This window comes from Streptomyces sp. NPDC054796 (genome assembly GCF_053611545.1).
On record NZ_JBSHAO010000013.1, the window covers coordinates 159,226 to 183,497 of the forward strand.

Annotated in this window: 19 protein-coding genes; 15 read left to right on the top strand and 4 right to left on the bottom strand. The window is 71.7% G+C overall.

Going from position 1 to position 24,272, the window contains the following annotated elements; translation table 11 throughout:
• Positions 1 to 5 precede the first annotated feature (5 nt).
• From ACWGJ2_RS14045 to ACWGJ2_RS14095, 11 genes are all read left to right on the top strand, one after another.
• Positions 6 to 1,079: a nucleoside triphosphate pyrophosphohydrolase gene (locus ACWGJ2_RS14045; protein WP_453346307.1), complete on the top strand. Its 1,074-nt coding sequence runs from the start codon at positions 6 to 8 to the stop codon at positions 1,077 to 1,079.
• Between the two features lie 318 nt (positions 1,080 to 1,397).
• Positions 1,398 to 2,768 carry a hypothetical protein gene (locus ACWGJ2_RS14050; protein WP_453346308.1) on the top strand — a complete coding sequence of 457 codons (1,371 nt, stop codon included), beginning with the start codon at positions 1,398 to 1,400 and terminating at the stop codon, positions 2,766 to 2,768.
• Entirely contained in the window at positions 2,711 to 4,849 is a 2,139-nt protein-coding gene (locus tag ACWGJ2_RS14055; protein ID WP_453346309.1) for a polysaccharide pyruvyl transferase family protein, read from the top strand. The genes ACWGJ2_RS14050 and ACWGJ2_RS14055 overlap by 58 nt, the downstream gene beginning before the upstream one ends.
• A 104-nt stretch (positions 4,850 to 4,953) precedes the next feature.
• Positions 4,954 to 5,316: a DUF6479 family protein gene (locus tag ACWGJ2_RS14060; protein WP_453346310.1), complete on the top strand. Its 363-nt coding sequence runs from the start codon at positions 4,954 to 4,956 to the stop codon at positions 5,314 to 5,316.
• A 283-nt stretch (positions 5,317 to 5,599) separates the two neighbouring features.
• Positions 5,600 to 6,472 (top strand): lysoplasmalogenase family protein, encoded by an 873-nt coding sequence (locus tag ACWGJ2_RS14065; protein WP_453346311.1) that lies wholly within the window; start codon positions 5,600 to 5,602, stop codon positions 6,470 to 6,472.
• Between the two features lie 195 nt (positions 6,473 to 6,667).
• Positions 6,668 to 8,014, top strand: coding sequence for a cytochrome P450 family protein (locus tag ACWGJ2_RS14070; RefSeq protein ID WP_453346341.1), 1,347 nt, complete (start codon positions 6,668 to 6,670; stop codon positions 8,012 to 8,014).
• Between the two features lie 158 nt (positions 8,015 to 8,172).
• Positions 8,173 to 9,138 carry a LysM peptidoglycan-binding domain-containing protein gene (locus ACWGJ2_RS14075; RefSeq protein ID WP_453346312.1) on the top strand — a complete coding sequence of 322 codons (966 nt, stop codon included), beginning with the start codon at positions 8,173 to 8,175 and terminating at the stop codon, positions 9,136 to 9,138.
• 274 nt (positions 9,139 to 9,412) lie between these two features.
• Positions 9,413 to 10,693, top strand: a complete 1,281-nt coding sequence (gene eno / locus ACWGJ2_RS14080) for a phosphopyruvate hydratase (RefSeq protein WP_453346313.1) — start codon at positions 9,413 to 9,415, stop codon at positions 10,691 to 10,693.
• 212 nt (positions 10,694 to 10,905) lie between these two features.
• Positions 10,906 to 11,388: an FtsB family cell division protein gene (locus ACWGJ2_RS14085; protein ID WP_453346314.1), complete on the top strand. Its 483-nt coding sequence runs from the start codon at positions 10,906 to 10,908 to the stop codon at positions 11,386 to 11,388.
• A gap of 65 nt (positions 11,389 to 11,453) precedes the next feature.
• A complete protein-coding gene (locus ACWGJ2_RS14090; RefSeq protein WP_453346315.1) occupies positions 11,454 to 12,026 on the top strand; it encodes a DUF501 domain-containing protein in 573 nt (190 codons plus the stop codon).
• Positions 12,023 to 12,979 carry a Ppx/GppA phosphatase family protein gene (locus ACWGJ2_RS14095; RefSeq protein ID WP_453346316.1) on the top strand — a complete coding sequence of 319 codons (957 nt, stop codon included), beginning with the start codon at positions 12,023 to 12,025 and terminating at the stop codon, positions 12,977 to 12,979. The genes ACWGJ2_RS14090 and ACWGJ2_RS14095 overlap by 4 nt, the downstream gene beginning before the upstream one ends.
• 24 nt (positions 12,980 to 13,003) lie before the next feature.
• On the opposite strand, the gene ACWGJ2_RS14100 is transcribed toward ACWGJ2_RS14095, so the two are convergent.
• Positions 13,004 to 13,576 carry a GNAT family N-acetyltransferase gene (locus tag ACWGJ2_RS14100; RefSeq protein WP_453346317.1) on the bottom strand — a complete coding sequence of 191 codons (573 nt, stop codon included), beginning with the start codon at positions 13,574 to 13,576 and terminating at the stop codon, positions 13,004 to 13,006.
• The gene (locus tag ACWGJ2_RS14105; protein WP_453346318.1) at positions 13,573 to 14,862 is read right to left on the bottom strand and encodes a hypothetical protein; all 1,290 of its coding nucleotides are present in this window, start codon (positions 14,860 to 14,862) and stop codon (positions 13,573 to 13,575) included. The genes ACWGJ2_RS14100 and ACWGJ2_RS14105 overlap by 4 nt, the downstream gene beginning before the upstream one ends.
• 243 nt (positions 14,863 to 15,105) lie before the next feature.
• Here ACWGJ2_RS14105 and ACWGJ2_RS14110 point away from each other — a divergent pair, with 243 nt between their 5' ends.
• Positions 15,106 to 16,020 (top strand): radical SAM protein, encoded by a 915-nt coding sequence (locus ACWGJ2_RS14110; protein ID WP_453346319.1) that lies wholly within the window; start codon positions 15,106 to 15,108, stop codon positions 16,018 to 16,020.
• A gap of 24 nt (positions 16,021 to 16,044) precedes the next feature.
• A complete protein-coding gene (locus ACWGJ2_RS14115; RefSeq protein ID WP_453346320.1) occupies positions 16,045 to 16,380 on the top strand; it encodes a hypothetical protein in 336 nt (111 codons plus the stop codon).
• A 68-nt stretch (positions 16,381 to 16,448) separates the two neighbouring features.
• Here ACWGJ2_RS14115 and ACWGJ2_RS14120 read toward each other — a convergent pair whose 3' ends face one another.
• Positions 16,449 to 17,249, bottom strand: coding sequence for a hypothetical protein (locus ACWGJ2_RS14120; protein ID WP_453346321.1), 801 nt, complete (start codon positions 17,247 to 17,249; stop codon positions 16,449 to 16,451).
• A gap of 959 nt (positions 17,250 to 18,208) precedes the next feature.
• Between ACWGJ2_RS14120 and ACWGJ2_RS14125 the strand changes: the two genes are divergently transcribed.
• Both ACWGJ2_RS14125 and ACWGJ2_RS14130 read left to right on the top strand, forming a co-directional pair.
• Positions 18,209 to 19,639, top strand: coding sequence for an NAD(P)/FAD-dependent oxidoreductase (locus ACWGJ2_RS14125; RefSeq protein ID WP_453346322.1), 1,431 nt, complete (start codon positions 18,209 to 18,211; stop codon positions 19,637 to 19,639).
• A 368-nt stretch (positions 19,640 to 20,007) separates the two neighbouring features.
• Positions 20,008 to 21,366 (top strand): class I SAM-dependent methyltransferase, encoded by a 1,359-nt coding sequence (locus ACWGJ2_RS14130; protein ID WP_453346323.1) that lies wholly within the window; start codon positions 20,008 to 20,010, stop codon positions 21,364 to 21,366.
• A 322-nt stretch (positions 21,367 to 21,688) separates the two neighbouring features.
• Here ACWGJ2_RS14130 and ACWGJ2_RS14135 read toward each other — a convergent pair whose 3' ends face one another.
• A complete protein-coding gene (locus ACWGJ2_RS14135) occupies positions 21,689 to 24,253 on the bottom strand; it encodes an ABC transporter permease (RefSeq protein WP_453346324.1) in 2,565 nt (854 codons plus the stop codon).
• Positions 24,254 to 24,272 lie beyond the last annotated feature (19 nt).

The following is a 24,272-nucleotide window of genomic DNA, read 5'->3' on the forward strand; positions in this document are numbered from 1 at the left end:
GAGGAGTGAACGAATCCAGCTCCGGGACCGGCCCCGGCACCGGCCGCGTCATCCTGCTCACCACCACTCACCGCGTCGCGCCCGGCCTGCTCTCCTGGCCCGCCTGGCAGGCGCTGCGCACCGCCGACCGTGTCCTGTGCGCCGACCCCGCGCATCCGCAGCTCCCCTACGTGCGCGAGGCGGGCGTCCAGGTCGAGACGGGCGAGCTGCCCTCGGCGCGTGAGCTGGTGGACGAGTGCGCGGCGGCCGGGGGCGCGGGGGACGACGGGGGCGACGGGGGCGCGTACACCGTCGTCGTCATCGCGACGGCCGAGGGCGAGCCACGGCTGACGGACGGGCTGGCGCGGCTCGCCGGTTCCGGGCGCGAGACGATGCCCGACCTGGAGCTGCTGCCCGGCTCCTACGACCTGCCGGGCGCCCGGCTCCTCGACCTCGTCCAGGTCATGGACCGCATCCGCGCGGAGTGCCCGTGGAGCGGGGCCCGTACGCACCAGGAGCTGGCGAAGTACGGCATCGAGGAGATCTTCGAACTCGTCGAGGCCATCGAGGAGGGGGACAGGGGCGCGCTCTGCGAGGAGCTGGGGGACGTGCTGCTCCAGGTCGTCTTCCACGCGCGCATCGCGCAGGAGGACCCGGACGAGCCGTTCGCCATCGACGACGTGGCCGGGGGCATCGTCGAGAAGCTGATCCGCCGTCACCCGCACGTCTTCGGCGAGGAGGCTGCCGAGACCGCCGAGGACGTACGGGAGCACTGGCTGCGCACGAAGGCCGCCGAGAAGCAGCGGGACTCGGTGACGGAGGGGGTGCCCGTCGGGCAGCCCGCGCTGGCGCTCGCCGCGAAGCTGGCGGGACGGGCCCGTACGGCCGGTCTCGATGTGCCGCTCCCGAGGGACGGGGACGAGGGCGAGGACGTGGGCGCGGGTGCGGGGGAGGGCGCCGGGATCGGGTACGAGCTGCTGGCCCTGGCCGTCCGCGCCCAGGCCCAGGGCACGGACCCGGAGGCGGCGCTGCGTGCCGCTGCCCGCGCCTACCGCGACGCGATCCGCGCGGCGGAGGGCCTGGAAGCGCTGAACGCCTGAACTCCTCAACTCCTCAACTCCTCAACTCCTGAGTGCCTGAGTGCTCTGGAGGACGGCGCGGCGCGGCGCGGGCCTGGCGGAACGGCGCGCGACGCTCTTCCGGTTCCGCAACTGTTCACCTCCCCGGCGCGCGGCCGTCATGTGTGACGGGCCGCGCGTGCGGCACAGTTCGGCATCCTGCCGCCGGATTCCGGATTGTGGAGAAGCATGGGGATGCGTCTGAGGTCGTGGCCAGCACAGGCACGAGCACGGGCACGGACACGGGCACCGTGGCCCTCGCGGTCGCGGCGTGCGCCGTGGGTCCTGCCCACCGGGTGCGTGCGGAGCTGCGCCGACTACGTCGCGGCCCTCGGCGAGGACGCGGACGAGGGCGGCGGTCCCGGTGCGGCAGGACAGGGGCGCGTACGGCTCGCCGCCTCGCTCGGCACGCTGCTCGGCGTCAACGCGGAGGCGGGAGCGGGGGCGCCGAAAGCTGGCCCGCACACCGGCCCGCCCGTTGAGGACCGTCTGCTCGAAGCACTGCTCCAGAGTGGGAGCAGTGCTCTCGAAGTGGGCGGGGAGCGCGAGTTGACGCTGGCCGTCGCCCTCGCCGACGCCGCACTCGGCCTGCGCGCCCGCTCACGCGGCGCCTGGCGCCTGCGCGCCCGTGCGCTGGAGGCCCTGGGCAGGGGAGAGCAGGCGGTCGGCGCCTACGAGCGGTACCTCGAACTGGCCGACGGCGACAGCGCCCGCGCCGCCACCCTCCGACTGGGCACCCTCCGCGAACGCCGCGACTGCCTCGCGGAGGCGGTACGCCTGGTCGGCGCGGACGATGCCGCTGAGGGCGCAGGTTCGACGGACGCGGGCGCGGACGCGGACACGGGTGCCGCCGTGTCCGGGGAGCGGGACCGCGCCTTCACCGGGGCCGTCGCGGACGAGGCGCCGCCCGACCGCGTACGTGCCGCCTTCACCGCCTGCGTCAGCGCCCGGCTCCATGAACACGGCGCCTCCGAGCCCGCCGTGCGACGGCTCTCCGCGCTCTACGGCACGTACTGCCGCCTCACCGAGCAGGACCGGATGGCCGACCCGCTGCTCGGCGGCGGCGAACCTCTCGGCGTCGGCGACCTGCGCAATCTCATAGCGGGCCGGACCGTGTGCGTGGTCTCCAACGCGGCGCGGGTCGCGGCCAGCGGCATGGGGGACGAGATAGACGCGTACGGGGTGGTGGTCCGCATCGACGCCTTCGGCGCACCGGGTGCGACGGGTACGCCGTCGAGCACGTCGAGTACGTCGGACACGTCGAGTACGTCGCGCACCTCGGGCACGGGGCGGCGCACGGACGTGCACGCGGTCTTCCACCGGCACGACTTCGGGCACAGCCCCCAGGTGGAGACCCGGCTCGTCTTCGGCGACCCGGGCGACGCCTGGCAGCGCGCCGTGCGGCGGATGGTGCCCGGCGCGCAGCGCTACGTGGGCGACGCGTCGCTGCGCCGCCCCGTCGCCGACCCGGCCCTGGTGGGGGAGAGCGGCTGGGGGGCCAACCCCACGACGGGGTTCACGGTGCTGCGGCTGCTCGACTTCCTCGACGTCAGCCCGCGCATCGACCTGATCGGGTTCGCACTGCCGGGGCAGTTGCGCACGGAGGAACGGAGATGGGTGATGGAGCGCGCGCGGAGCGGCAGCACGGGACTGAGGACGGCGCTGCGGTGACGGCGCACTCCCACGGGGTCCCCGGCTCCTCTTCCTCTCCTTCCGGGCACGTCGGCAAGCGCCGGATCGCCTTCGCGGCGGACGGTGAAACGGACCGGCCGTCCGCGCTCCCCGCACTGCTGCGCGGCCTCGCGCTGGCCCACCCCGGGGTGTGCGAGGACTTCCTCGTCCCGTACGACGACGGCACCGACCCCGGCTCCGCGCTCGACGCTGCGACGCACAGCCTGCACCCGCGCCTCATTCCCGTACCCCCGCCGGGCACGGGCTCCTGGGAAGCAGTCCGCACGGAGCGCGGCTACGACACCCTCATCGTGCTGGACCCCGTCGCGCCCGTGCCCGGCGACCTGGGCCCGCTCCTCCGAGCGCGCGGCACGGTCCACCACCCAGGGCCGGACGGGCCAGGATCTGACGGGCCAGGGCCTGAGCCCACCGACGGCGCGCCCACCGACGTCGACGCGTTCCGCGCCGCCTACTGCGCGCTGCCCGAAGGCTCCCGCCACCCGGAACTCTTCGAGCACTTCGCCCGCCCCCTCCTCGCCGTGCCCCGGCCCCCGGTCAACCTCACCCGCGAACTCGCCCTCGTCCTGTACGGGCAGGGCCGCTACGAGGAGGCGGTGCGGCTGCTGGAGCGGGTCGCCGACCGGGTGCAGGCCGACCAGCCGCGTTTCCACGAGACGTTCGGCGCCGCGCTCATGGCCGTATCCCGCTACGACGAGGCCGAGACCCATCTGCTGCTGGCCACGGCGGCACCGCACGTCGCCGCCTCGGCCTTCGCGCGGCTCGCCCAGGCGGCGTGGCTGCGCGGGCGGGACGCGAGCGCGCGTACGTACGCGCGCGACGGCCTGGACGCCGAGCCGGGCAACCGCGCGTGCCGCGCCCTCCTGCTGCGTGCCGAGGCCACCCCGCCGGCCCCGGCCCCCTCCTCGCGTGCGACGGAACAGTTGGCGCACGTGGCCCTCTACTCCACGGGCCAGGAGAACGCCGGGGACAAGGTGCTGCCCGAGTCGGTGCGCATGTGCTTCGGCGCCGACACGGGTCCTGAGCGCTGGCTGTCCGTACCCGTGCACCGGCTCTTCGGCGAGGAGGAGCTGGAGCGGGTCAACGCCCGCCGTGGCCTGGTCATCGGGGGCGGCGGCCTCTTCCTCCCCGACACCTGGCCCAACGGCAACAGCGCCTGGCAGTGGAACGTCACCGACGAGACGATCGCGCGCATCACCGTGCCGGTCGCGGTGTTCGCCGTCGGCTACAACGTCTTCGACGGGCAGTCGTTCGGCGGTCCGGGTTCTGGCCCGGAATCGGCCTCGTGGCGCGAGCGGCGGTTCCGGGAGAGCCTGCGGGCCCTGGTGGAACGCTCCGCCTTCTTCGGGCTGCGCAACCATGGCTCCGTGGAGCGGGTACGCGAACTGCTGCCCGCGCGCCTGCGGGACCGCGTCCGCTTCCAGCCGTGCCCGACGACCGTCGCCCGCCATCTGATCCCCGGCTGGCGCGAGCCCGAGCCCGGACCCCGTACGGGCGACGGCCTCGGCCCCGTCCTCCTCAACTGCGCCTACGACCGCGCCGGCCTGCGCTTCGGGCACGACTACGGGCAGTTCCTGGAGCAGATGGCCCACGCGGTGCGGAGGCTGGGGCGGCACGCGCGGGTGCGGTACGCGGCGCACATGCCCGCCGACGAACGGTTCGTACGGGACCTGCGGCGCGAGCACGGGATCACGCTGCCCGTCGACCCGCTCTACGACGCGTCGAACGAGGAGATCTACGACGTGTACGCGCGCGCCGCGCTCGTGATCGGCATGCGCGGGCACGCCACGATGATCCCCTTCGGCTGCGGCACGCCCGTGCTCAGCCTCGTCTCGCACCCGAAGATGGCGTACTTCCTCGCCGACATCGGACGCCCGGAGTGGGGCTTTTCGGTGCACCGCTCCGATCTCGGAGCAGTGCTCTCGGAGCGGGGCACCGCTCTGCTTTCGGGGCATGCCGCCGCCGTCGCCGACGTCCGCGAGCGCCAGGACGCGCTCTGGAAGGTCACCCAGGAGAACCTCGCCGAACTGCGGACGGTCTTCGGGGGCGGCGGTACGTCCTGACGGCGCGTCCGGGTTCGTGTGCGTCGCGGCCCCTCGGAGGGGGCCATTGGAGGGGCGGGGAAGGGTGGCGCGCATAAGTGTCCGACAGTGGGCACTCGGGACCCATGAATACGTCGTATGTCCAGCTCGCCGTCGCCCGGGACCTGCTCGTCGGTATCGCGCCCTTCGCCGTCGGTCTCGTGGTCGTCGTCGCGCTGATTCTGGCGGTGGCGTACGGGATCAGGCTGCGCAGCCGGGGCGACTCCCGCCCCTCGGGCCCCGTTCCGCCCCACCCCGACGAGCCGGTGGTCTACGAGAGCGGGCGCCGCGAGCCCGACGAGATCCCCCGCGACGGCGGTCGGCTGCTCCCGCACGAGCTGAAGGAGTACGGCAACACGGGCAGCAGGCCCGCCGAGGACGACGAGGCGCCCAAGTGGAGCGAGGGCAGCAGCGGCGGCTTCGGCAGCGGAGGGCCGGGCCGCACGTGACGCCTGACGCCTGACGCCTCCGGCCACGGTCGGCCCCTTGGCGCGCGCCGGCCTTGGTGCGGTGCGCCCTTGACCGCTGACCGGGGCCGGGCGCTTCTGCCGGTGGCCGGGGCCCCTGAGCGGGCCTGTTCGGCCCCGCCCGGCCCGTCCGGGCGCGAACGCGACGGGGTTCGTCGTCGCGTGGCAGCGCACCCGCGCGCCCAGGTCGCCTTGCCCCTTCCCGGTGCGGAGGTCCGGGCTGCGCACCGTTGACCCCGTCAGCGGTGCTGGTGAGACTGCCCGGATGGCGATCATCGCGAAGCCGTTCCGCGCACGGCGTACACGTACCGCGCTCTCGGCAGCCCTTACGGGGCTCGGGCTCGGCCCCAGCAGCGGCGCAGGCGCAGGCGCACGCACAGACATAGGCACCGGCACCCGTCCCGCCCCCGGCGTACAGGGGCTCGTGCGCGCCGCCGCGCGCCTCGCCCGCCCCGACGGCCACGGACGCGGCGCGCTCGTCGCGTACGGCGCCCTCTCGGCGCTCGACCTGCTGGCCACGTCCCGCGCGGCGCGCGGACCCCGTCGCGCGGCCAAACCGCTGCTGATGCCCGCGCTCGCGGCCCACACGCTGAGCAGACGCGAGGACGCGACGAAGCCCGTGCCGAAGGCCCTCGTCACGGGGCTCGCCTTCGCGGCCGCCGGGGACACCGCGCTGCTCTTCGACGAGCACGAGGCCGCCTTCCTGACGGGCATGGCCGCCTTCCTCGGTACCCAGGTCAGCTACACGGTGGGCATGGCGCGCGACCTGGGCGCGGTGCGCGGCATACGGGCACGGCCACGCCCCGCGCTGGGCGCCCTCGCCGCCTGGGCCGTGGCCAACGCGGCGCTCGCGCCCACCCTCGATCCGGCCCTGCGGCTCCCCGTCGCGGGCTACAGCCTCGCCCTCGCGGCCATGGGAGCCGCCGCCTTCGGCGTCGGGGGCAGGGTGGGCGCGGGAGCCGCCGCGTTCCTCGGCTCGGACCTGCTGATCGGGCTCCAGGCCGCGGGTCTGGAGTTCCCGTCCCAGGAGGTGCTGATCATGGCGGGGTACGTGCTGGGCCAGTACCTCATCGCCACCGGCTGGCTGACGAGGCTGGACGAGCGCCTGGACGGGCCGCCGTCAGCCGTGACCCCGTAGCGCCCCGTAGCCCTCGCGGGACGGGCACGGGCACCCACCGCGCCCCGATACCGTCGAGGGGTGCACGACCAGACCACCTCCCCCGAGCCCGCCGGTCCGACAGGCCGCCCCGGCCAGGCCGGCGCCCCCGCCTGCCCGGCCGCCGCCCACCCCGCTCCCGATCCCGCCCCCGCCCCCGCGCGCGAGCACGCGCCCATGCCCGCGCTGTTCGACTGGGAGTTCGCGGCCGACCCGTACCCCGCGTACGCCTGGCTCCGCGAGCACGCGCCCGTACGCAGGACGGAGCTGCCGAGCGGGGTGGAGGCGTGGCTGGTCACCCGTTACGCCGACGCGCGGCAGGCCCTCGCCGACCAGCGGCTCAGCAAGAACCCCGGCCACCACAGCCAGCGCGGCGCGCACGGCAAGGGCAAGGTCGGCATCCCGGGGGAGCGCGGCGCGGGGCTCATGACGCACCTGCTCAACATCGACCCGCCCGACCACACGCGGCTGCGCCGCCTCGTCTCGAAGGCGTTCACGCCGCGCAGGGTGGCGCGGTTCGCGCCGCGCGTGCAGGAGCTGACGGACCAGCTCATCGACGGCTTCGCCCGGCGTGGCGAGGCGGACCTGATCCACGAGTTCGCGTTCCCGCTGCCCATCTACGCGATCTGTGACCTGCTCGGCGTACCGGCCGAGGACCAGGACGACTTCCGGTCCTGGGCGGGCATGATGATCCATCAGCCGGGCAGCCCGCGCGGCGGGGTGGGCCGCGCGGTGAAGAAGATGCGCGGCTATCTCGCGGAGCTGATCCACCGCAAGCGCGAGGAACTGCGTCAGCGCGAAGGCGAGGGCGGCGAGGCCGGGCCCGGGACCGGTTCCGGTTCCGGTTCCGGTTCCGGTTCGGACGACCTCATCTCGGGCCTCATCCGCGCCAGTGACCACGGCGAGCACCTCACCGAGAACGAGGTGGCGGCCATGGCGTTCATCCTCCTCTTCGCGGGCTTCGAGACCACCGTCAACCTCATCGGCAACGGCACCTACGCGCTGCTGCGCCACCCTGAGCAGCGCGCACGCCTCCAGCGGGCCGTCGCGGAGGGTGACGAGGCGGGCGAGGCGCTGCTGGCCGGAGCGGTCGAGGAACTGCTGCGCTACGACGGCCCCGTCGAGCTGGCGACGTGGCGCTTCGCGACCGAGCCGCTGACGCTCGGCGGGCAGCGCGTGGCCGAGGGCGACCCCGTCCTGGTGGTGCTGGCGGCGGCCGACCGCGACCCCGAGAAGTTCGCCGGGCCCGACGTGCTGGACCTGGAGCGCCGCGACAACCAGCACCTGGGCTACGGGCACGGCATCCACTACTGCCTGGGCGCCCCCCTCGCGCGGCTGGAGGGGCAGACCGCCCTCGCCACGCTGCTGCGCCGCCTGCCCGACCTGCGGCTGGCCGCGGATCCGGCCGAGCTGCGCTGGCGCGGCGGACTCATCATGCGCGGACTGCGCACGCTGCCCGTCGAGTTCACGCCGGAGACGAACCGGGGGCGCCCGGCGGAAAGTGACGGGCAGTCACCGGCGTGACCCCGGCGTGATCTGCGCGACATTGGCTTGTGATGCCCGTGATTCGAGGCTACGTTCGGGCGCCAACTTCCGAGTCTCGATCCGGAGCTTCAGTCCCGAGGCCCCCGAAGCACCCGAGGCTCACTCCTGTGTCCCAACGAGAGGTCACTGAGATCACTATGCGTTCCGGGAACGGCCGACACCGTCGCCCTCGCCAGGCACCAGCCCTGTTCGTCGCCGCGGGCGTGACCGGGGCGGGCATCGCCCTGCCGCTGCTCGGCGCGACGGGGGCGCACGCGGCGGACACCGCCACCTGGGACCGCGTCGCCGAGTGCGAGAGCGGCGGCCTGTGGAGCGCCGACAAGGGCAACGGGTACTACGGCGGCCTCCAGTTGACCATGGACACATGGGAGGACTACGGCGGCACCGACTACGCCGAGCGCCCCGACCTCGCCAGCCGGAGCCAGCAGATATCGGTGGCGGAGAAGATCCTCGACGACCAGGGGCCCGACGCGTGGCCGAGCTGCTCGGTGAACGGCGGCCTGACGGAGGACTCCACCGAGAAGCCCGACGTGAACCCGGGCGACGACGACGGCTCGGGCGACTCCGGCGACGCGACGGAGCCCGTGCCCGAGCGCCCGTACCCCGGTCCGTCGGACGGGTCGGACGAGACGGACTCGTCCGGCTCCGAGAAGAAGCCCGACGACTCCTCGGACTCCTCGGACTCCTCGGACTCGGAGAAGTCCGACGGCTCCGGCGACGCGTCCTCCTCCCCGTCACCGTCCCCGTCGCCCAGCGAGGACGAGGACGACGACTCCGCCTCGCCGGAGGCCCCCTCCGGGACCACCCCGGGCACCGGAACCGGCGCCGGAGGCGCCACCGAAGGCACCGGCAAGCACAGGGGCACCCCTGACCGGCGCGACGGCGAGGACGACGAGCGGGCCTCACGGGGCAAGCACGGCCGGGACGGCGCCGAGGAGGCAGACGGGGACGAGGGGCACCGGGTCCGCTCCGGCGAGTCCCTGTCCGCCATCGCCTCCGAGCACAAGGTGCGGGGCGGCTGGGACGCGCTCTACGACCGCAACCGTGACGTCGTCGGCTCCGACCCCGACCTGATCCTCCCCGGCCAGGAACTGAAGCTCTGACCTGGACCCCTGCCCCGTAGCCCTCCGTACGCCCCTCCGTACGCCCCTCCGTCCGCCCCTCCGTCCGCCCCGGCGCACCCCTCCGCGCCGGGGCGGAGCCGTTTCTTCATCACCGGAACAAAAAGCGCGCCCCGCTTCTCTCCGGCCCGCGACCCCTCTGAGCTGCGTCTTCACTCATCGTTCGGTCCTACGACACGAGTGGTCGGCCGGGTTACGGGTCCGGGCCGGTTAGGCTCTGGGTGCAGAAAGCCAGACACAGACGAAGGAGATCCTCGTGCCGTCCATCGACGTCGTCGTAGCCCGCGAGATCCTCGACTCGCGAGGCAACCCCACGGTCGAGGTCGAGGTCGGCCTCGACGACGGCAGCACGGGTCGTGCTGCCGTTCCGTCCGGCGCCTCGACCGGCGCCTTCGAGGCCCTTGAGCTCCGCGACGGTGACACGGCCCGTTACGGCGGCAAGGGCGTCGAGAAGGCCGTCCTCGCCGTCATCGAGCAGATCGGCCCGGAGCTGGTGGGCTATGACGCCACCGAGCAGCGCCTGATCGACCAGGCGATGTTCGACCTGGACGCCACCGCCGACAAGTCCTCGCTCGGCGCCAACGCCATCCTCGGCGTCTCGCTCGCCGTCGCGCACGCCGCCTCCGAGGCCAGCGACCTGCCGCTCTTCCGCTACCTCGGCGGCCCGAACGCGCACATGCTGCCCGTCCCGATGATGAACATCCTGAACGGCGGGTCCCACGCGGACTCGAACGTCGACATCCAGGAGTTCATGATCGCCCCGATCGGCGCGGAGTCCTTCTCCGAGGCCCTGCGCTGGGGCGCCGAGACCTACCACGCGCTCAAGGGCGTCCTCAAGGAGCGCGGCCTCGCCACAGGCCTGGGCGACGAGGGCGGCTTCGCGCCCAACCTGGGCTCCAACCGCGAGGCCCTGGACCTGATCATCGAGGCCATCCAGAAGGCGGGCTACACCCCGGGCCAGGACATCGCCCTCGCCCTGGACGTCGCCGCCTCCGAGTTCTACAAGGACGGCTCCTACGCCTTCGAGGGCCAGTCCCGCACGGCCGCCGAGATGAGCGCGTACTACGGCGAGCTGGTCGACGCCTACCCGCTGGTCTCCATCGAGGACCCGCTGTACGAGGACGACTGGGACGGCTGGCAGACCATCACCGAGCAGCTCGGTGACAAGGTCCAGCTCGTCGGCGACGACCTGTTCGTCACCAACCCCGAGCGCCTCGCCCGCGGCATCGACGACAAGGCCGCCAACGCGCTGCTGGTCAAGGTCAACCAGATCGGCTCGCTGACCGAGACCCTGGACGCCGTCGAGCTTGCCCAGCGCAACGGCTTCAAGTGCATGATGTCCCACCGCTCCGGCGAGACCGAGGACGTCACCATCGCCGACCTCGCCGTCGCCACCAACTGCGGCCAGATCAAGACCGGCGCCCCGGCCCGCTCCGAGCGCGTCGCCAAGTACAACCAGCTCCTGCGCATCGAGGAGATCCTGGACGACGCCGCCGTGTACGCGGGCCGCTCCGCCTTCCCGCGCTTCAAGGGCTGACACACCCGCGTGCGGGAGCCCGCACCGGCGGCTCCCGCACGACGGGCCCCGCGTGACGGGCCACAGTTGCCCACGTCCCCGCCACCGTTCCCGTACGGTGGCGGGGACGGCTTTGCCCCGGCGCCGCGGAACACTTCGGCGCCGGGGCATCTCGCGCCGCACCGCAAGCCGCACCTCGGCACCGGGACAGGACAGGGACACTGGGGAGGATCGTGCCCGCGGACCGCTTCTCCACCGCGACCAGACTCAGGGCGCTCGGCTCGCAGCTCGGCTCGCAGGCCGCCGAACGGGTCTACCGCGCCCAGAGCCGCCGCGTCCGTGCCCCGCGCAGGCACCGCCTCACGGGGCGCGCCGCGCTGCTGGCGCTGGTCGTCTGCTCCCTGGTCGTCGCGCTGGCGTATCCGATGCGCCAGTACGTGTCGCAGCGCTCCGAGATCGCCGAGCAGCGCCGTCAGGCCGAGCAGGCGCGCGAGCAGGTGCGGAAGCTGCGCGAGGAGCGGGCGCGCTGGAGCGACCCGGCCTACGTCGAGCAGCAGGCACGGCTGCACCTCCACTTCGTCCGCCCCGGCGAGACCGGCTACACCGTCGTCGACGGCACGGCCGACGCCGAGCGCCCCACCGATCAGCGCCCCGCCGACCGCCCCTGGTACCAGAACCTCTGGGACGGCGTGGACACGGCCGACGAGAGCCGCTGAGCCCCCCGCCTGACCCGCTGCCGAGCCCGGCTCGTACGTACGCAGAAAGACACCGAAAGACGCCGATGGACACGCCCCCGCCGCAGACAGACCCCACCCCGCCCACGGAGGCGGACGTCGAAGCCTTCAAGGAGCAGCTCGGCCGCCCGCCGCGCGGCCTGCGCGCCATCGCGCACCGCTGCCCGTGCGGCCTGCCCGACGTCGTCGAGACGGCCCCGCGCCTGGAGGACGGCACCCCCTTCCCCACGACGTACTACCTGACGTGTCCGAGGGCGAACTCCGCCATCGGCACGCTGGAGGCGAACGGCGTGATGAAGGAGATGACGGACCGGCTCGGCGAGGACCCGGAGCTGGCCGCCGCCTACCGCGCGGCGCACGAGGACTACCTCGCGCGGCGCGACGCCATCGAGGTGCTGGAGGGCTTCCCCAGCGCGGGCGGCATGCCCGACCGGGTGAAGTGCCTGCACGTGCTCGTCGCCCACGCGCTGGTGGCGGGTCCCGGCGTGAACCCGCTGGGCGACGAGGCGCTGGCGATGCTGCCGGAGTGGTGGCGCAAGGGCCCCTGCGCGGGCACGTGCGCCGCCCCCTCCGCTTCCTCCTCCGCCGCCAGCCCCGCTTCCGAAGGAGCCGCCGAATGAGCGGTACGACCCGTGTCGCCGCGATCGACTGCGGTACGAACTCGATCCGCCTGCTCATCGCGGACCTGGACCCGGAGACCGGCGAACTGACGGACCTGGACCGGCGGATGGAGATCGTCCGCCTCGGCCAGGGAGTGGACCGCACGGGCAGGCTGGCGCCCGAGGCGCTGGAGCGCACCTTCGCGGCGTGCCGGGCCTACGCGAAGGCCATCCGCGAGCGGGGCGTGCCCACCGAGCGGCTGCGCTTCGTGGCCACCTCCGCCTCGCGGGACGCGGAGAACCGCGACGAGTTCGTGCGCGGCGTCGTGGACATCCTCGGCGTCGAGCCCGAGGTCATCACGGGCGACCAGGAGGCGCAGTTCTCCTTCACGGGCGCGACGAAGGAACTGACGGGCCGCGCCGACCTGGAACGGCCCTTCCTGGTGGTGGACATCGGCGGCGGCTCCACGGAGTTCGTCGTGGGCGACACGTCCGTACGGGCCGCGCGCAGCGTCGATGTGGGCTGCGTCCGCATGACGGAGCGTCATCTGACCCACGACGGCGAGATCACCGAGACCCCGACGCCGGATCAGATCCGGGCCATACGGGACGACATCGCCGCGGCACTGGACGAGGCGGCGCAGACGGTCCCCCTGACGGAGGCCCGCACCCTCGTCGGCCTCGCGGGCACGGTCACCACACTGGCGGCCATCGCCCTCGGCCTGGACTCCTACGACTCAGCGGCGATCCACCACTCCCGCCTGAGCTACGCCCGCGCCCGCGAGATCACCGGCCGCCTCCTCTCCGCCACCCACGAGGCCCGCGCCGCCATCCCGGTGATGCACCCGGGCCGCGTCGACGTCATCAACGCGGGCGCGCTGGTGCTGCTCGCGGTGATGGAGCGCATCGGCGCGGAGGAGGTCGTGGTGAGCGAACACGACATTTTGGACGGAATCGCCTGGAGCCTGGCGTAGTCCGCGGGGGCCGCCCGCCGCCTTCTAGGGACTCGGGTCGTGACCGCGGAGGTCGAGGACCATGACGTCATGGAGAGCGGCCCCCTCCCAGGGGCATGCCTCGCCGATCCTGCGATAGCCCCACGCGCGGTACGCCGCTTGCGCGGCCTCGCTCTCCGGATGGACGTTCAGCAGCGCCCGCTCCTCATCCCCTCCGGCGAGCAGCGCCTCGTGCAGCCGACGGGCGACGCCCAGACGGCGCCACGGGGCACGTACGGCCATCTCCATGAGTCCGAACGTGCGGTGCCCGTCCTCGCGCCGCATCTCCGCCGAGACGCGCGGCTCCACCCGGTCCCACCAGCCGGTGCGCGAGCTGAGCGGATAGCCGTACGCCATACCGACCGGCTCGCCGTCGGTGGTGCGGGCGAGCGCGCCGCGAAACGTCCGCTTGCGCGCCTGGGAGCGGAAGCGGCGGAAAGCGGATGCGACCTCCTCGGCCGTCTCCTCGTATGGCGGCTCGGCGAAGACCTCGGCGTAGACGAGCGCGAAGGCGTCCTCCGACTGGGTCGCACCCGTGCCGTCGAGTGCTTCCACCATGATGGTGTCCGAACGACTCATTCCCCACTGCTCCCCGCTGTCGTCGCTACCGTCTCGTGAACGCGGTCCGCGCAGTCCCGCGCCGCCGACGTGCTGGCCCGCTCCGCGCTGAGCGCGAAGGAACGCATACGACGGGTGAGCCGGTCGGAGGTGATGCCGTCGCAGGTGTCGAGTACGGCGTCCATCTCGGCGCAGGCTTCTTCGATTTCACCAGCTCGCAGCAAGACGCCCGCCAGTTTGGCGCGGTACCAGGCCGTGTTGCGTGAGTAGCGGCTGTCCAGTTCCGACACCGTTGACCGGAGGAAGGGAATGGCGCGTTGCGGCTGCTGGGCACGGAGGTACATGCTGGCCGTCGCGTAGTTGATCTCGCTGAGCCCCGCGAAGCGTGCCCACACGGGAACTTCGGTGTCGGAGTCCATCCGGCCAAGGCAGGACACGCCCCGGCTGAGCGCACGCCGTACGGCGGTGAGGTCACCGGCATGGGTCGCCACGTTCGCCTCACGCAGCGCGATGACCAGACGGACGGTCGGGCCCGCGTGTGCCGCGTCCGCGAGGCTGTAGGCGTACTCGACAGCGCTCGCAGCCTCCCACGTGCGGCCAGCCTTGACCGAAAGCAGGATGAACGATTCCAGTGCCGAGATATGCAGCAGCGGGTCACCGGTGAGCTGCGCGGAAGTGAGGGCTTCGACAGCGGATCGGCGTGCCCTTTCGACTGGCGCGCCGTCGTATCCGAACCAGGCTTGCAGGCTGTGCAGTTCGGAGAGCATCCCGTGCAGGTCGCGGCCTACACGCGAGGTATAGGTACCGGTGCTCAGCACTCGCGTGAGCGCTGACTCCATGCGCTCAGCACGCATTTGGGCCGGAGCGCTGCCTGCGGTGTGGTCGGTGCGGTACAGACTGCTGAGGTGTTCCCGTAACCGGCCGACATCGCGGGTGCCGATTCTGTGCCCTCGCTCGGCGGGGAGCGCGGTTTCCGCTGTGAGGGCCCCGGCGTCCGTGAGGAACGTCCTTCGTTTCACAGCCTCAGCGTGGCTGACCCGGGTGTCATCCGTCACCCGAGGGGCTGGTACGACGAACCCCATCTCGGTGAGCGGCACGCCGAACATCGCTTCCAGCACTGTTTGCTGCCCCGGGTGAGGCAGTGGGGGCGGGCACTTGCGTTCCCAGCGGCGTAACTGGCGCACGCAAATTGAGGCATCGACGCCAAGCTGTTCCGCCTCGCGGCCGAAGGCGGCCACGAAGGCTGACTGCGTGTACCCGGCAGCGCGCCGCAATGTTGCCAGCCGAATCCCCGGCTCACCTGTCATCGCTCACCGCTCCCTCCGCGAGCCTGCCCCGCCCTTCGGACTTCACCGTAGCCACACGCCCAAGCACGCCGAGTGAAAAGTCCGCCTGAACGTCCGGTCGTGAACGAGCCGTTCGCCCCGAAATGGCAGTGGACTTGCAGGACGTCACGCCGCATCGGCACCCGCGGATGAGGCCCCGCACTCCTGGCCGCTCAACCTGCGGTGCGGGGGCCGCCGCTCGACGCGGCTTCAAAAGGAGGACACATGCACGCGACGTCGAACCCGCTCGCGTTCGCCTGGCTGGAGGTCACCGGTCTGTGCAACCTGACCTGTGACCACTGCTATGCGGACAGCTCACCGCAGGGCACCCACGGCACGATGATCCTCGCCGACTGGTGCCGCGTCATTGGCGAACTCGCCGACATGGGTACCAAGGACGTGCAGTTCATCGGCGGTGAACCCACGATGCACCCGGACCTGGCTGAGCTGATCAGGCACACGCACCGAGTGGGTATCGAGGTCGAGGTCTTCTCGAACCTCACCCACGTACAAGAGGAGCTGTGGACGACGTTCATGGACTGCGGCGTCAAGCTCGCGACGTCGTATTACTCGGACGAGGCGACCGATCACGATCAGGTGACACGGGTGCGGGGGTCGCACGAGCGGACTCGGGCGAATATCGAGCGGGCGCTCGCCCTTGGTATACCGCTGCGCGGCGGCGTGGTCGCCGTCCGGCAGGGACAGCGGGCGCGGCAGGCGGCGAACGATCTCGTCGACCTCGGCGTACCGGAGGTCGGCCGGGACAGGACCCGGGCGTTCGGGCGGGGAAGCCGCGGTGCCGCTCCCGCGGTCGACGACCTGTGCGGACACTGCGCACAGGGGAAGTGCGCCATTCTCCCCGACGGCTCCGTGTCGCCGTGTGTGCTCGGCCGCTTCCTGACCATCGGCAACGTCCACGACCGGCCCCTGGCCGACATCTGGGGCAGTACGCGGACGGCCGCCGTCCTGGCCGGTATCAAGGCCGTGCACGGCGCGGGGGCACAGCGGTGCACGCCCCCGCAGTTCCTGCCGATGTGCGGACCCTGCGGGCCCTGTGTGCCCAGCGTCCAGACCCGGCCGTGTGACCCGAAGCTCGCCGCGGACGAGCCGGACGTGGCTACGATCGCCGCAGCCGGATAGCCGAGAGCCGCGGGAGTGACACACATGGACGATCACGGGGACGACTTCGGCAAATGGTTCGTCGAGGGCGCCTCGTACAGGACCGAGGAACAGTGGGCGAGCATCGCCGGACACATCCGGCACGCGGTCAACAAGGTCAGCCCCGAGCAACTGCCGGTCTGCCTGCCTGGTGAGCCGCAGGAGTGCGGGCGCTCCGCGCAACAGCATGCGCTCGCGTGGGCGGCGCACCTCAAGGCGGCGGCGCACCACATGATCGAGCAGTACGCGCCGAGCCCGGCGCGGGCCGCTCACGTCGCTGGACCGCTCTACCAGCGCTACCTTTCCGAGCTGCGCGCCGCCGATACATCGGGCGAGCACTGAGGGGAACGCACGAAGACGCCCCCGCTCCAGCCCGACGAGCGTCACGGAGTCAGCGGGCGCCGTCCCCCTCACCGCCTCCCGCGATGTCCGTGCCCCCGGCTGCCGCGCTCCACGTCGGCTCGCCGCCTGTCCCAGCTCGACGGGTCCGGCTGGGCGTACGACCGGGAGCTTCCCGACGAGTACCGGTAGCTGTCGCCTGTGGGCGGCATTCTCGCCATGGCGGCCCTTTCGCTGTGCTGGTCCGGGAAGGACCGGTCCGAGGTGTGGGCGAGCGTGCGTCCTACCGTGGGCGCGGGCGTCTGACGGGGCACGAGGGGGCCACCGAGCGCTCGGTACAGATCTTGTTGGCCCCTTGGGACCGCGGCGTTGTAGGTGATGGCGGTGAACGTCTCGGCGACGTACTCGTGCGGGTTCCTCGCGCCGTATTCGCTCACTCCGGCGGCGGTGTGCTGGTGTTGCTGGGGGAACCTGGTGTGGAACAGGTCGCTGTAGGACTTCGGGGACTGCGTGAAGTGCAGGCAATGTCCTATCTCGTGCACGATGGCCGCGGACGGGTTGTTGATGTTCACCGCGATCGACCGGGGTGCGTTCGCCGGTGGGACCGTGCGGAGAAGCTCGGGGGAGAGCATGATTCTGTTCGGGGCATAGAACTCGGCGAAGGAATTCCATGTGTTCTCCGTATGCAGGCTGGGAACCTGGATGTTCCTGGCGTATTTGGGGAGGTAGAACTGCATCGGAGAGGGCATGGTGAAGCCCGCGCGCTCCACCTGGGTCACCGCGTCCACGATCTGCGCGACCCGCTGGTCCCGCATGTCGTCCGACTCCGAGGGGTCGGTGTATATCTCCACCTGTGTGGCGCCCGTGTCCATCAGCAACTTGACGGCGGACCGGGGGTTCGAGTTGCGGTCGTGGGAACTGTTCTGATCGGGCCGCTCAAGAAAGGACTGGATTTCTGGAAATTCCGCACGCACCTGCGGGGAGTACGGTATTTCCCCGTACCCTTGATAGGAAACTCCTCCATTCTGATGGATTCCTGACATATGCTCGAAGAATGCGGCGTCGGATTGTTCTATCGCCACCTCCTTTGCATGCCTCAGGGAGCCGTCCTGGTGCCGACTGCGTAGGTACGCTTGATTTATTGGGCGCTCAGGATCGAACCGCCTCGGAATTGTCCGAGTCGCGTACGGTGCGAGTTCAGGGCTTATGGCTTCGAAACGTGCCCTGGTTTGCTCTGGCGTCGGCATGGAGGGCTCCTGGTCAATGATCATTGACGTTTTCGGGCATTCTAGATTGCCGCTTCCGCGGGTCACACCGCATTCGCGGGGATTCGGCCGTCGTCACCGCATGGCGCGACACGGTTCGCTCGCTTTCGCCCGCTATGCCGAGTCGTCCGCGCGTGCCGGGGCAGGCCCCGCCAAGGGCCTCACTTGAGCAGGGCGTCTCTCTCTTGATAGACAGGCACACCGCCCCGAGGGGCCCGCCGCGCGTCGCGCCCAGGAACCTTCGTGAATTTCTTCACATGGAAAAGTGCCTCGTCGGGGCCTGATCGTCGCCGTAAGGGCCGGATAAGTACCCACTCGGCGCTCCGGGGCCGGAAACGGCTCTGTTGCCGCCGGGTTACGCGGAGCCGCGCGGGGCGACTGGTCCACACGCTGCCCGCCGCGATAAGCGCAGTTCACGGCGGCCCTCAACGCCTCGTGAGGTGAAGTGGTTCCCCCGCGGTTCTGTGGGCTCGATCACGAGGGCGGCGGAGTGTAGCAGAACCCCTCCCGATGCTTGTGAAGGCCCTCACGAGGTCACCCCCGGGGTGAGGTGGATACTCGATTCCATGAGCACCACGGAGCGTCCCCGAATCCTCGTAGTAGGTGGCGGGTACGTCGGTTTGTACGCAGCACGGCGCATCCTCAAGAAGATGCGGTACGGCGAGGCGACCGTCACCGTCGTCGACCCGCGCTCGTACATGACGTACCAGCCCTTCCTCCCCGAAGCCGCCGCAGGCAGCATCTCCCCGCGCCACGTCGTGGTGCCGCTGCGACGCGTGCTGCCGAAGGCGGAGGTCCTCACCGGCCGCGTCACGACCATCGACCAGGACCGTAAGGTCGCAACCATCGCCCCGCTGGTCGGCGAGGCGTACGACCTGCCCTTTGACTACCTCGTTGTCGCGATGGGCGCGGTCTCGCGCACCTTCCCGATCCCCGGTCTCGCCGAGAACGGCATCGGCATGAAGGGCGTCGAGGAGGCCATCGGCCTGCGGAACCACGTGCTGGAGCAGCTCGACAAGGCCGACTCGACCACCGACGAGGAGGTCCGCCGCAGGGCGCTGACCTTCGTCTTCGTCGGCGGTGGCTTCGCGGGTGCGGAGACCATCGGCGAGGTCGAGGACATGGCACGCGACGCCGCGAAGTACTACCCCAACATCAAGCGCGAGGACATGCGCTTCGTGCTGGTGGACGCGGCGCCGTTCATCCTCCCCGAGGTCGGCCCGAAGCTCGGTGAGTACGGCCTGGAGCACCTGAAGAACCGCGGCATCGAGATCTACCTCAACACCTCGATGGACTCCTGCGTGGACGGCCACGTGGTGCTGAAGAACGGCCTGGAGGTCGACTCCAACACCATCGTGTGGACGGCCGGTGTGAAGCCGAACCCGGCGCTGGCGCGCTTCGGCATCCCGCTGGGCCCCAAGGGCCACGTCGACGTCGACGCGACCATGCAGGTCAAGGGCACCGACTACGTGTGGGCCGCGGGCGACAACGCCCAGGTCCCCGACCTGGCCTCCGACAAGGAGGTCGCCTTCTGCCCGCCCAACGCGCAGCACGCGCTGCGGCAGGCGAAGGTGCTCGGCGACAACGTCATCTCGGGCATGCGGGGCTTCCCGCAGGGCGACTACAAGCACGCCAACAAGGGCGCCGTCGCCGGTCTGGGCCTGCACAAGGGCGTCGCGATGATCGTCGTCGGCAAGACGAAGATCAAGCTCAAGGGGCGCCTGGCCTGGTACATGCACCGCGCGTACCACGGCATGGCGGTGCCGACGTGGAACCGTAAGATCCGGGTCTTCGCCGACTGGACCCTCGGCATGTTCCTCAAGCGCGAGGTCGTCTCGCTCGGTGCGATGGAGCACCCGCGCGAGGAGTTCTACGAGGCGGCCGCGCCCGTGACGGCCGCCGCCTCAGCGGCCAAGGCGGAGGGTGCCACCAAGAAGGCCGAGGGCACGGCGAGCGCGGGCAAGGCCGACACGGCCGAGAAGGCCAAGGCGAGCTGAACCCCGTCCGACGCCGTCCGACGCCGTCCGTAGCGGTATCTGACGCGGGTGTCTGACGCCGGGCGCCTGGCGCCGGGTGCCTGACGTCCGCCGGGCGCCCGGGGCCGTACCGGCCCCGCCCGCCGCGACACGAATACGCCGAAGGGGCGTGAGCCATCCGTGGGGCTCACGCCCCTTCGGCGTGCCCGGAGGAGGGGTGAGAGGCGAGGCGGGGGACCGAAGATGAGGGTCGAAGACCGGTCATGGTTGGAGATGACCATGTTTTTGCCTGGCAACGGGCATGCGCCCTGGTGCCGTTGGTGTTTACGTGGTCAAAGAAACCACCCGTCAGGGTGGTGGAAAACTCGCTCCTTACGGAGGTGTGCGCCATGGCCGACGCCGCTTCGCGGCTCACCGCAGTCGCAGAGAGAGTGCTGGGATCCCCGCTCCCGGTACGTATCCGCGCCTGGGACCGCAGCGAGGCAGGGCCACCGGGCGCACCCACCCTCCACATCAGGCACCCCCGAGCGCTGCGCCGCATCCTGTGGCGGCCGGGCGAGCTGGGCCTGGCCCGCGCCTGGGTCGCCGGTGAGATCGACGTCGACGGCGACCTGTACGAGGCGCTGGACCTGCTCGCCGAGCTGATCTGGGAGAAGGGCGAGGACGGCGACGAGAGCCGCGGTCTGCTCGACCTGGCCCGCGACCCCGCCGTACGGGAGGCGGCGCGCGAGCTGCTCTCCCTCGCCGGCCCCTGGCCGCCGCCCCCGCCGCCCCGCGAGGAGGCCCGCCGCCGCGTCGGCATACGGCACACCCTCGGCCGCGACCGCAAGGCCATCAGCCACCACTACGACGTCGGCAACGACTTCTACTCCCTCGTCCTCGGCCCGAGCATGGTCTACTCGTGCGCCTACTGGGAGGACGGCGGCACCCTGGAGGGCGCCCAGCACGACAAGCTCGACCTGATCTGCCGCAAGCTGGCGCTGTCCGAGGGGCAGCGGCTGCTGGACGTCGGCTGCGGCTGGGGCTCGCTGGTGCTGCACGCGGCGCGCGAGTACGGGGTGCGGGCCGTGGGCGTCACGCTCTCCCAGGAGCAGGCCACGTTCGCCCGCAAGCGGATCGCCGAGGCGGGGCTGACGGACCGGGTGGAGGTCCGCGTCCAGGACTACCGCGAGGTGCGCGACGGGCCCTACGACGCGATCGCCTCCGTCGGCATGGCCGAGCACGTGGGCGCGGCCCGCTACCGGGAGTACGCGGACGACCTGTACGCGCTCCTCAAGCCCGGAGGGCGCCTCCTCAACCACCAGATCGCGCGCCGCCCGCTGCGGGACGAAGAGGCGTACTCGGTGGACGAGTTCATCGACGCGTACGTCTTCCCCGACGGTGAGCTGGCGCCCGTCGGGCGGACCGTGGGGCTGCTGGAGGACGCGGGCTTCGAGGTGCGGGACCTGGAGTCCATCCGCGAGCACTACGCGCGCACGCTGCGCGCCTGGGTCGCCAACCTGGAGTCCGACTTCCCGCGCGCGGCCCGGCTCACCTCGCCGGGCAGGGCGCGGGTGTGGCGGCTCTACATGGCCGCGTCCGCGCTCGCCTTCGAACGCAACCGCATCGGCGTCAACCAGGTCCTCGCGGTCCGCACCCCGGACAGCGGGGACGCCACAGGGCACGCGGGCCTGCCCCTGCGCGCCCGCACCTGGCTGGCCGACGGGGGCCGCGTGGCCGGCCCACAGGACCTGACGCCCGGCGCGTAGCCCTCACGGGGCGGTGACGCTGCGCTGGGCTGTTCGGCGTTCCGTGGCGCCCTCTTCGCCGGGGGTGTCGCGCGGGACGGTTGTCCGGTGTGGTGGGTGCCGTAGGGTCCCGCGCTGATTTTCTGTGCCGCAGCACGCAGTGGGGTGGCGGGGCGCCGTGTTCGGCTGCCTGGCCGCAGGCCACCGGACCGCACCCGGAAACGGCGCACCGCCCCGCGCAGGGGCCCCGCCCAGGCGTGAAGCGGCACAGAATCAGCGGGGCCCGGCCCCCCCGCCCCGTAGGACGGAGGGGCCGGGCCCCGGACAGCGCTCGCTCGGGCGCCTACTCGCTCTTGATTGCCGAGAGCATGTTGAGCCGCGCGGCCCGGCGTGCGGGCCACAGCGCCGCCAGGACGCCCACGACGGCGGCCAGGGCGATGAAGAGGCCCATACGGCCCCAGGGCAGCACCAGCTCGTACGTCGCCAGGGACGAGGCGATCAGCTCGCCCGCGGCCCAGCCGAAGAAGACGCCGAGCCCGATGCCGAGCACCCCGCCGAAGAGGGAGATGACCAGCGACTCCAGGCGCACCATCCGCTTGATGCCGCGTCGGTCGAGGCCGATCGCGCGCAGCATGCCGATCTCCTGCGAGCGTTCGAAGACCGACATCGCGAGGGTGTTGATCACGCCGAGCACGGCGACGATGACGGCCATGGCCAGCAGCCCGTAGAGCATGTTCAGCATCAGCGTGAAGACCTGCGCGATGGAGTCGGACAGGTCCTTCTTGTCCTGGACGAGGACCGCCGGGTTGTTGCCGAGGGTCTTCTCCAGCGAGGACTTGACCTTGTCGCTCGCGCCGTCCTTCGTCTTGACCATGACCTGCATGTCGCCGACCCGCTCCATGTGCGGGGTGAGGGTGGCGGTGTCGATCATGATGCCCTTGACCATCTCGTTGCCCTCGTAGACACCCGAGACGGTCAGCTCGCCCTTCTTGCCGTCCTCGTAGGTGACGGGGAACGTCGAGCCGGGCTTCCAGTTATGAGACTTCGCGGTCGCCTTGTCCACGACGACCTTGTCGCCGCTGAGGCCGCCCCAGCCTCCGGACGTGAAGTCCAGGTTGGTGAGCTTGCCGATGGTCTCGCCCTTGACGCCCGTCAGGTACTCCGTCGAGTCGCCGACGCGCGCGGGGGAGTTCCGCATGGGGCTGCTGGCGGTGACCTGGCCGTCCGTGGCGAGCTTCTTCTCCACGTCCGGCGAGAGCGGCGTGAAGTTGGCCATGCTGACGGTGTAGTCGGCCTCGATGGCGGCCGTGGCCATCTTGTCGATGCCCTTCTGGACGCTGCCCGCGATCACCGTCATGCCGGTGATCAGCGTGAGGCCGATCATCAGGGCCGAGGCGGTGGCCGCGGTGCGGCGCGGGTTGCGTACGGAGTTCTGCCGCGCCAGCTTCCCGGAGACGCCGAAGATGCGCAGCACGGGCGCCGCGGCGGCGATCAGCGGGCGCGAGAGCAGCGGCGTCAGCACGAACACGCCGATCAGCAGCAGTGCCGCGCCCGCGCCCATCGGCAGCTTGCCGTCGTCCGCGCTGTCCAGGCCCGAGGCGTAGAGCACGAGGGCCGCGCCACCGCCCGCGAGGAGTGCCCCGATGGTGTTGCGCACGACCAGCGAGCGGGTCGTCGCGGCGGCGTGCACGCTGCTCATGGCGGCGACCGGCGGGATCTTCGCGGCGCGGCGCGCGGGCAGCCAGGCGGCGAGGACGGTCACCAGGACGCCGGTGATCAGCGAGGTGACGACGGCGCTGACCGAGACGACGAGCGGTCCGTCCGGCATGGTGGTGCCGAAGGTGCCCATCAGGGAGCGCAGCCCGGCGCCGATCCCGATGCCCGCGGCGAGCCCGGCGGCGGCGGCGATGACGCCCACCACGATCGCCTCGATCAGCACGGACCTGGTGACCTGGCGGCGGCTGGCGCCGACCGCGCGCATCAGCGCCAGTTCCTTGGTGCGCTGCGCGACGAGCATGGTGAAGGTGTTGGCGATGATGAAGATGCCGACGAACAGCGCGATACCGGCGAAGACCAGCAGCGCGGTCTGCATGCCGCTCATGCTCTGCTTGATCGTCTCCGACTCGTCGTCGGCGAGCTTCTGTCCGGTGACGGCCTTGGCCTGCGCCGGGAGGATCTTGTCGGCCTGGGCCTTCAGCTCGGCCTGCGTGGTGCCGGCGGCGGCCTTCAGCGTGATCTGGTCGTACTGCCCCGGCTGAGCGAACAGCTTCTGCGCGGTGGCCGTGTCGAAGAGGACCAGCGTGCCGCCCGCGGCGACCTGGCCGTCGTCCGTGGTGAAGATGCCGGTGACCTTCTCCTCGGTGACCGGGCCGTTGACGGAGAGGCGGGCGGTGTCGCCGACCTCGTAACCCCCGCGCTCGGCGGTCTTGGTGTCGAGCGCGACCTCACCGGCCTTACGCGGGGCGTGGCCGCTCTTCATCGGATAGCGCGCGTCGGTGTCCTTGCCGTCCTGGCCGCCCTTGCCGGTGCCCCCGGCGAAGTAGTTGGCGCCCTTGGAGTCCCAGCCCTCGCCGACGAGCTTGCCGTCCTTGTCGGCCAGCGCGGCGAAGCCGGAGACGGACCCGGTGACCGTGGAGGTGCCGGGCAGCGCCTTGGCCGCGTCGAGGGTGCGCTGGTCCAGCTTGGGAGCGCCGCCGGGGTCGCTCGCGCTCTGGCCGCCCTTGTCGGGCTGTATGGCGAGGTCGACGTCGCTGTAGCCCTTTTCGGAGCTCTTCTGGAAGGCGTTGGAGATGGTCGAGGTGAAGACCAGGGTGCCGGAGACGAAGGCGACGCCGAGCATGACGGCGAGCACGGTCATCAGCAGCCTGGCCTTGTGCGCGAGGACGTTGCGCAAGGCTGTTCGGAACATGTCAGTGAGTCCTGAGGAG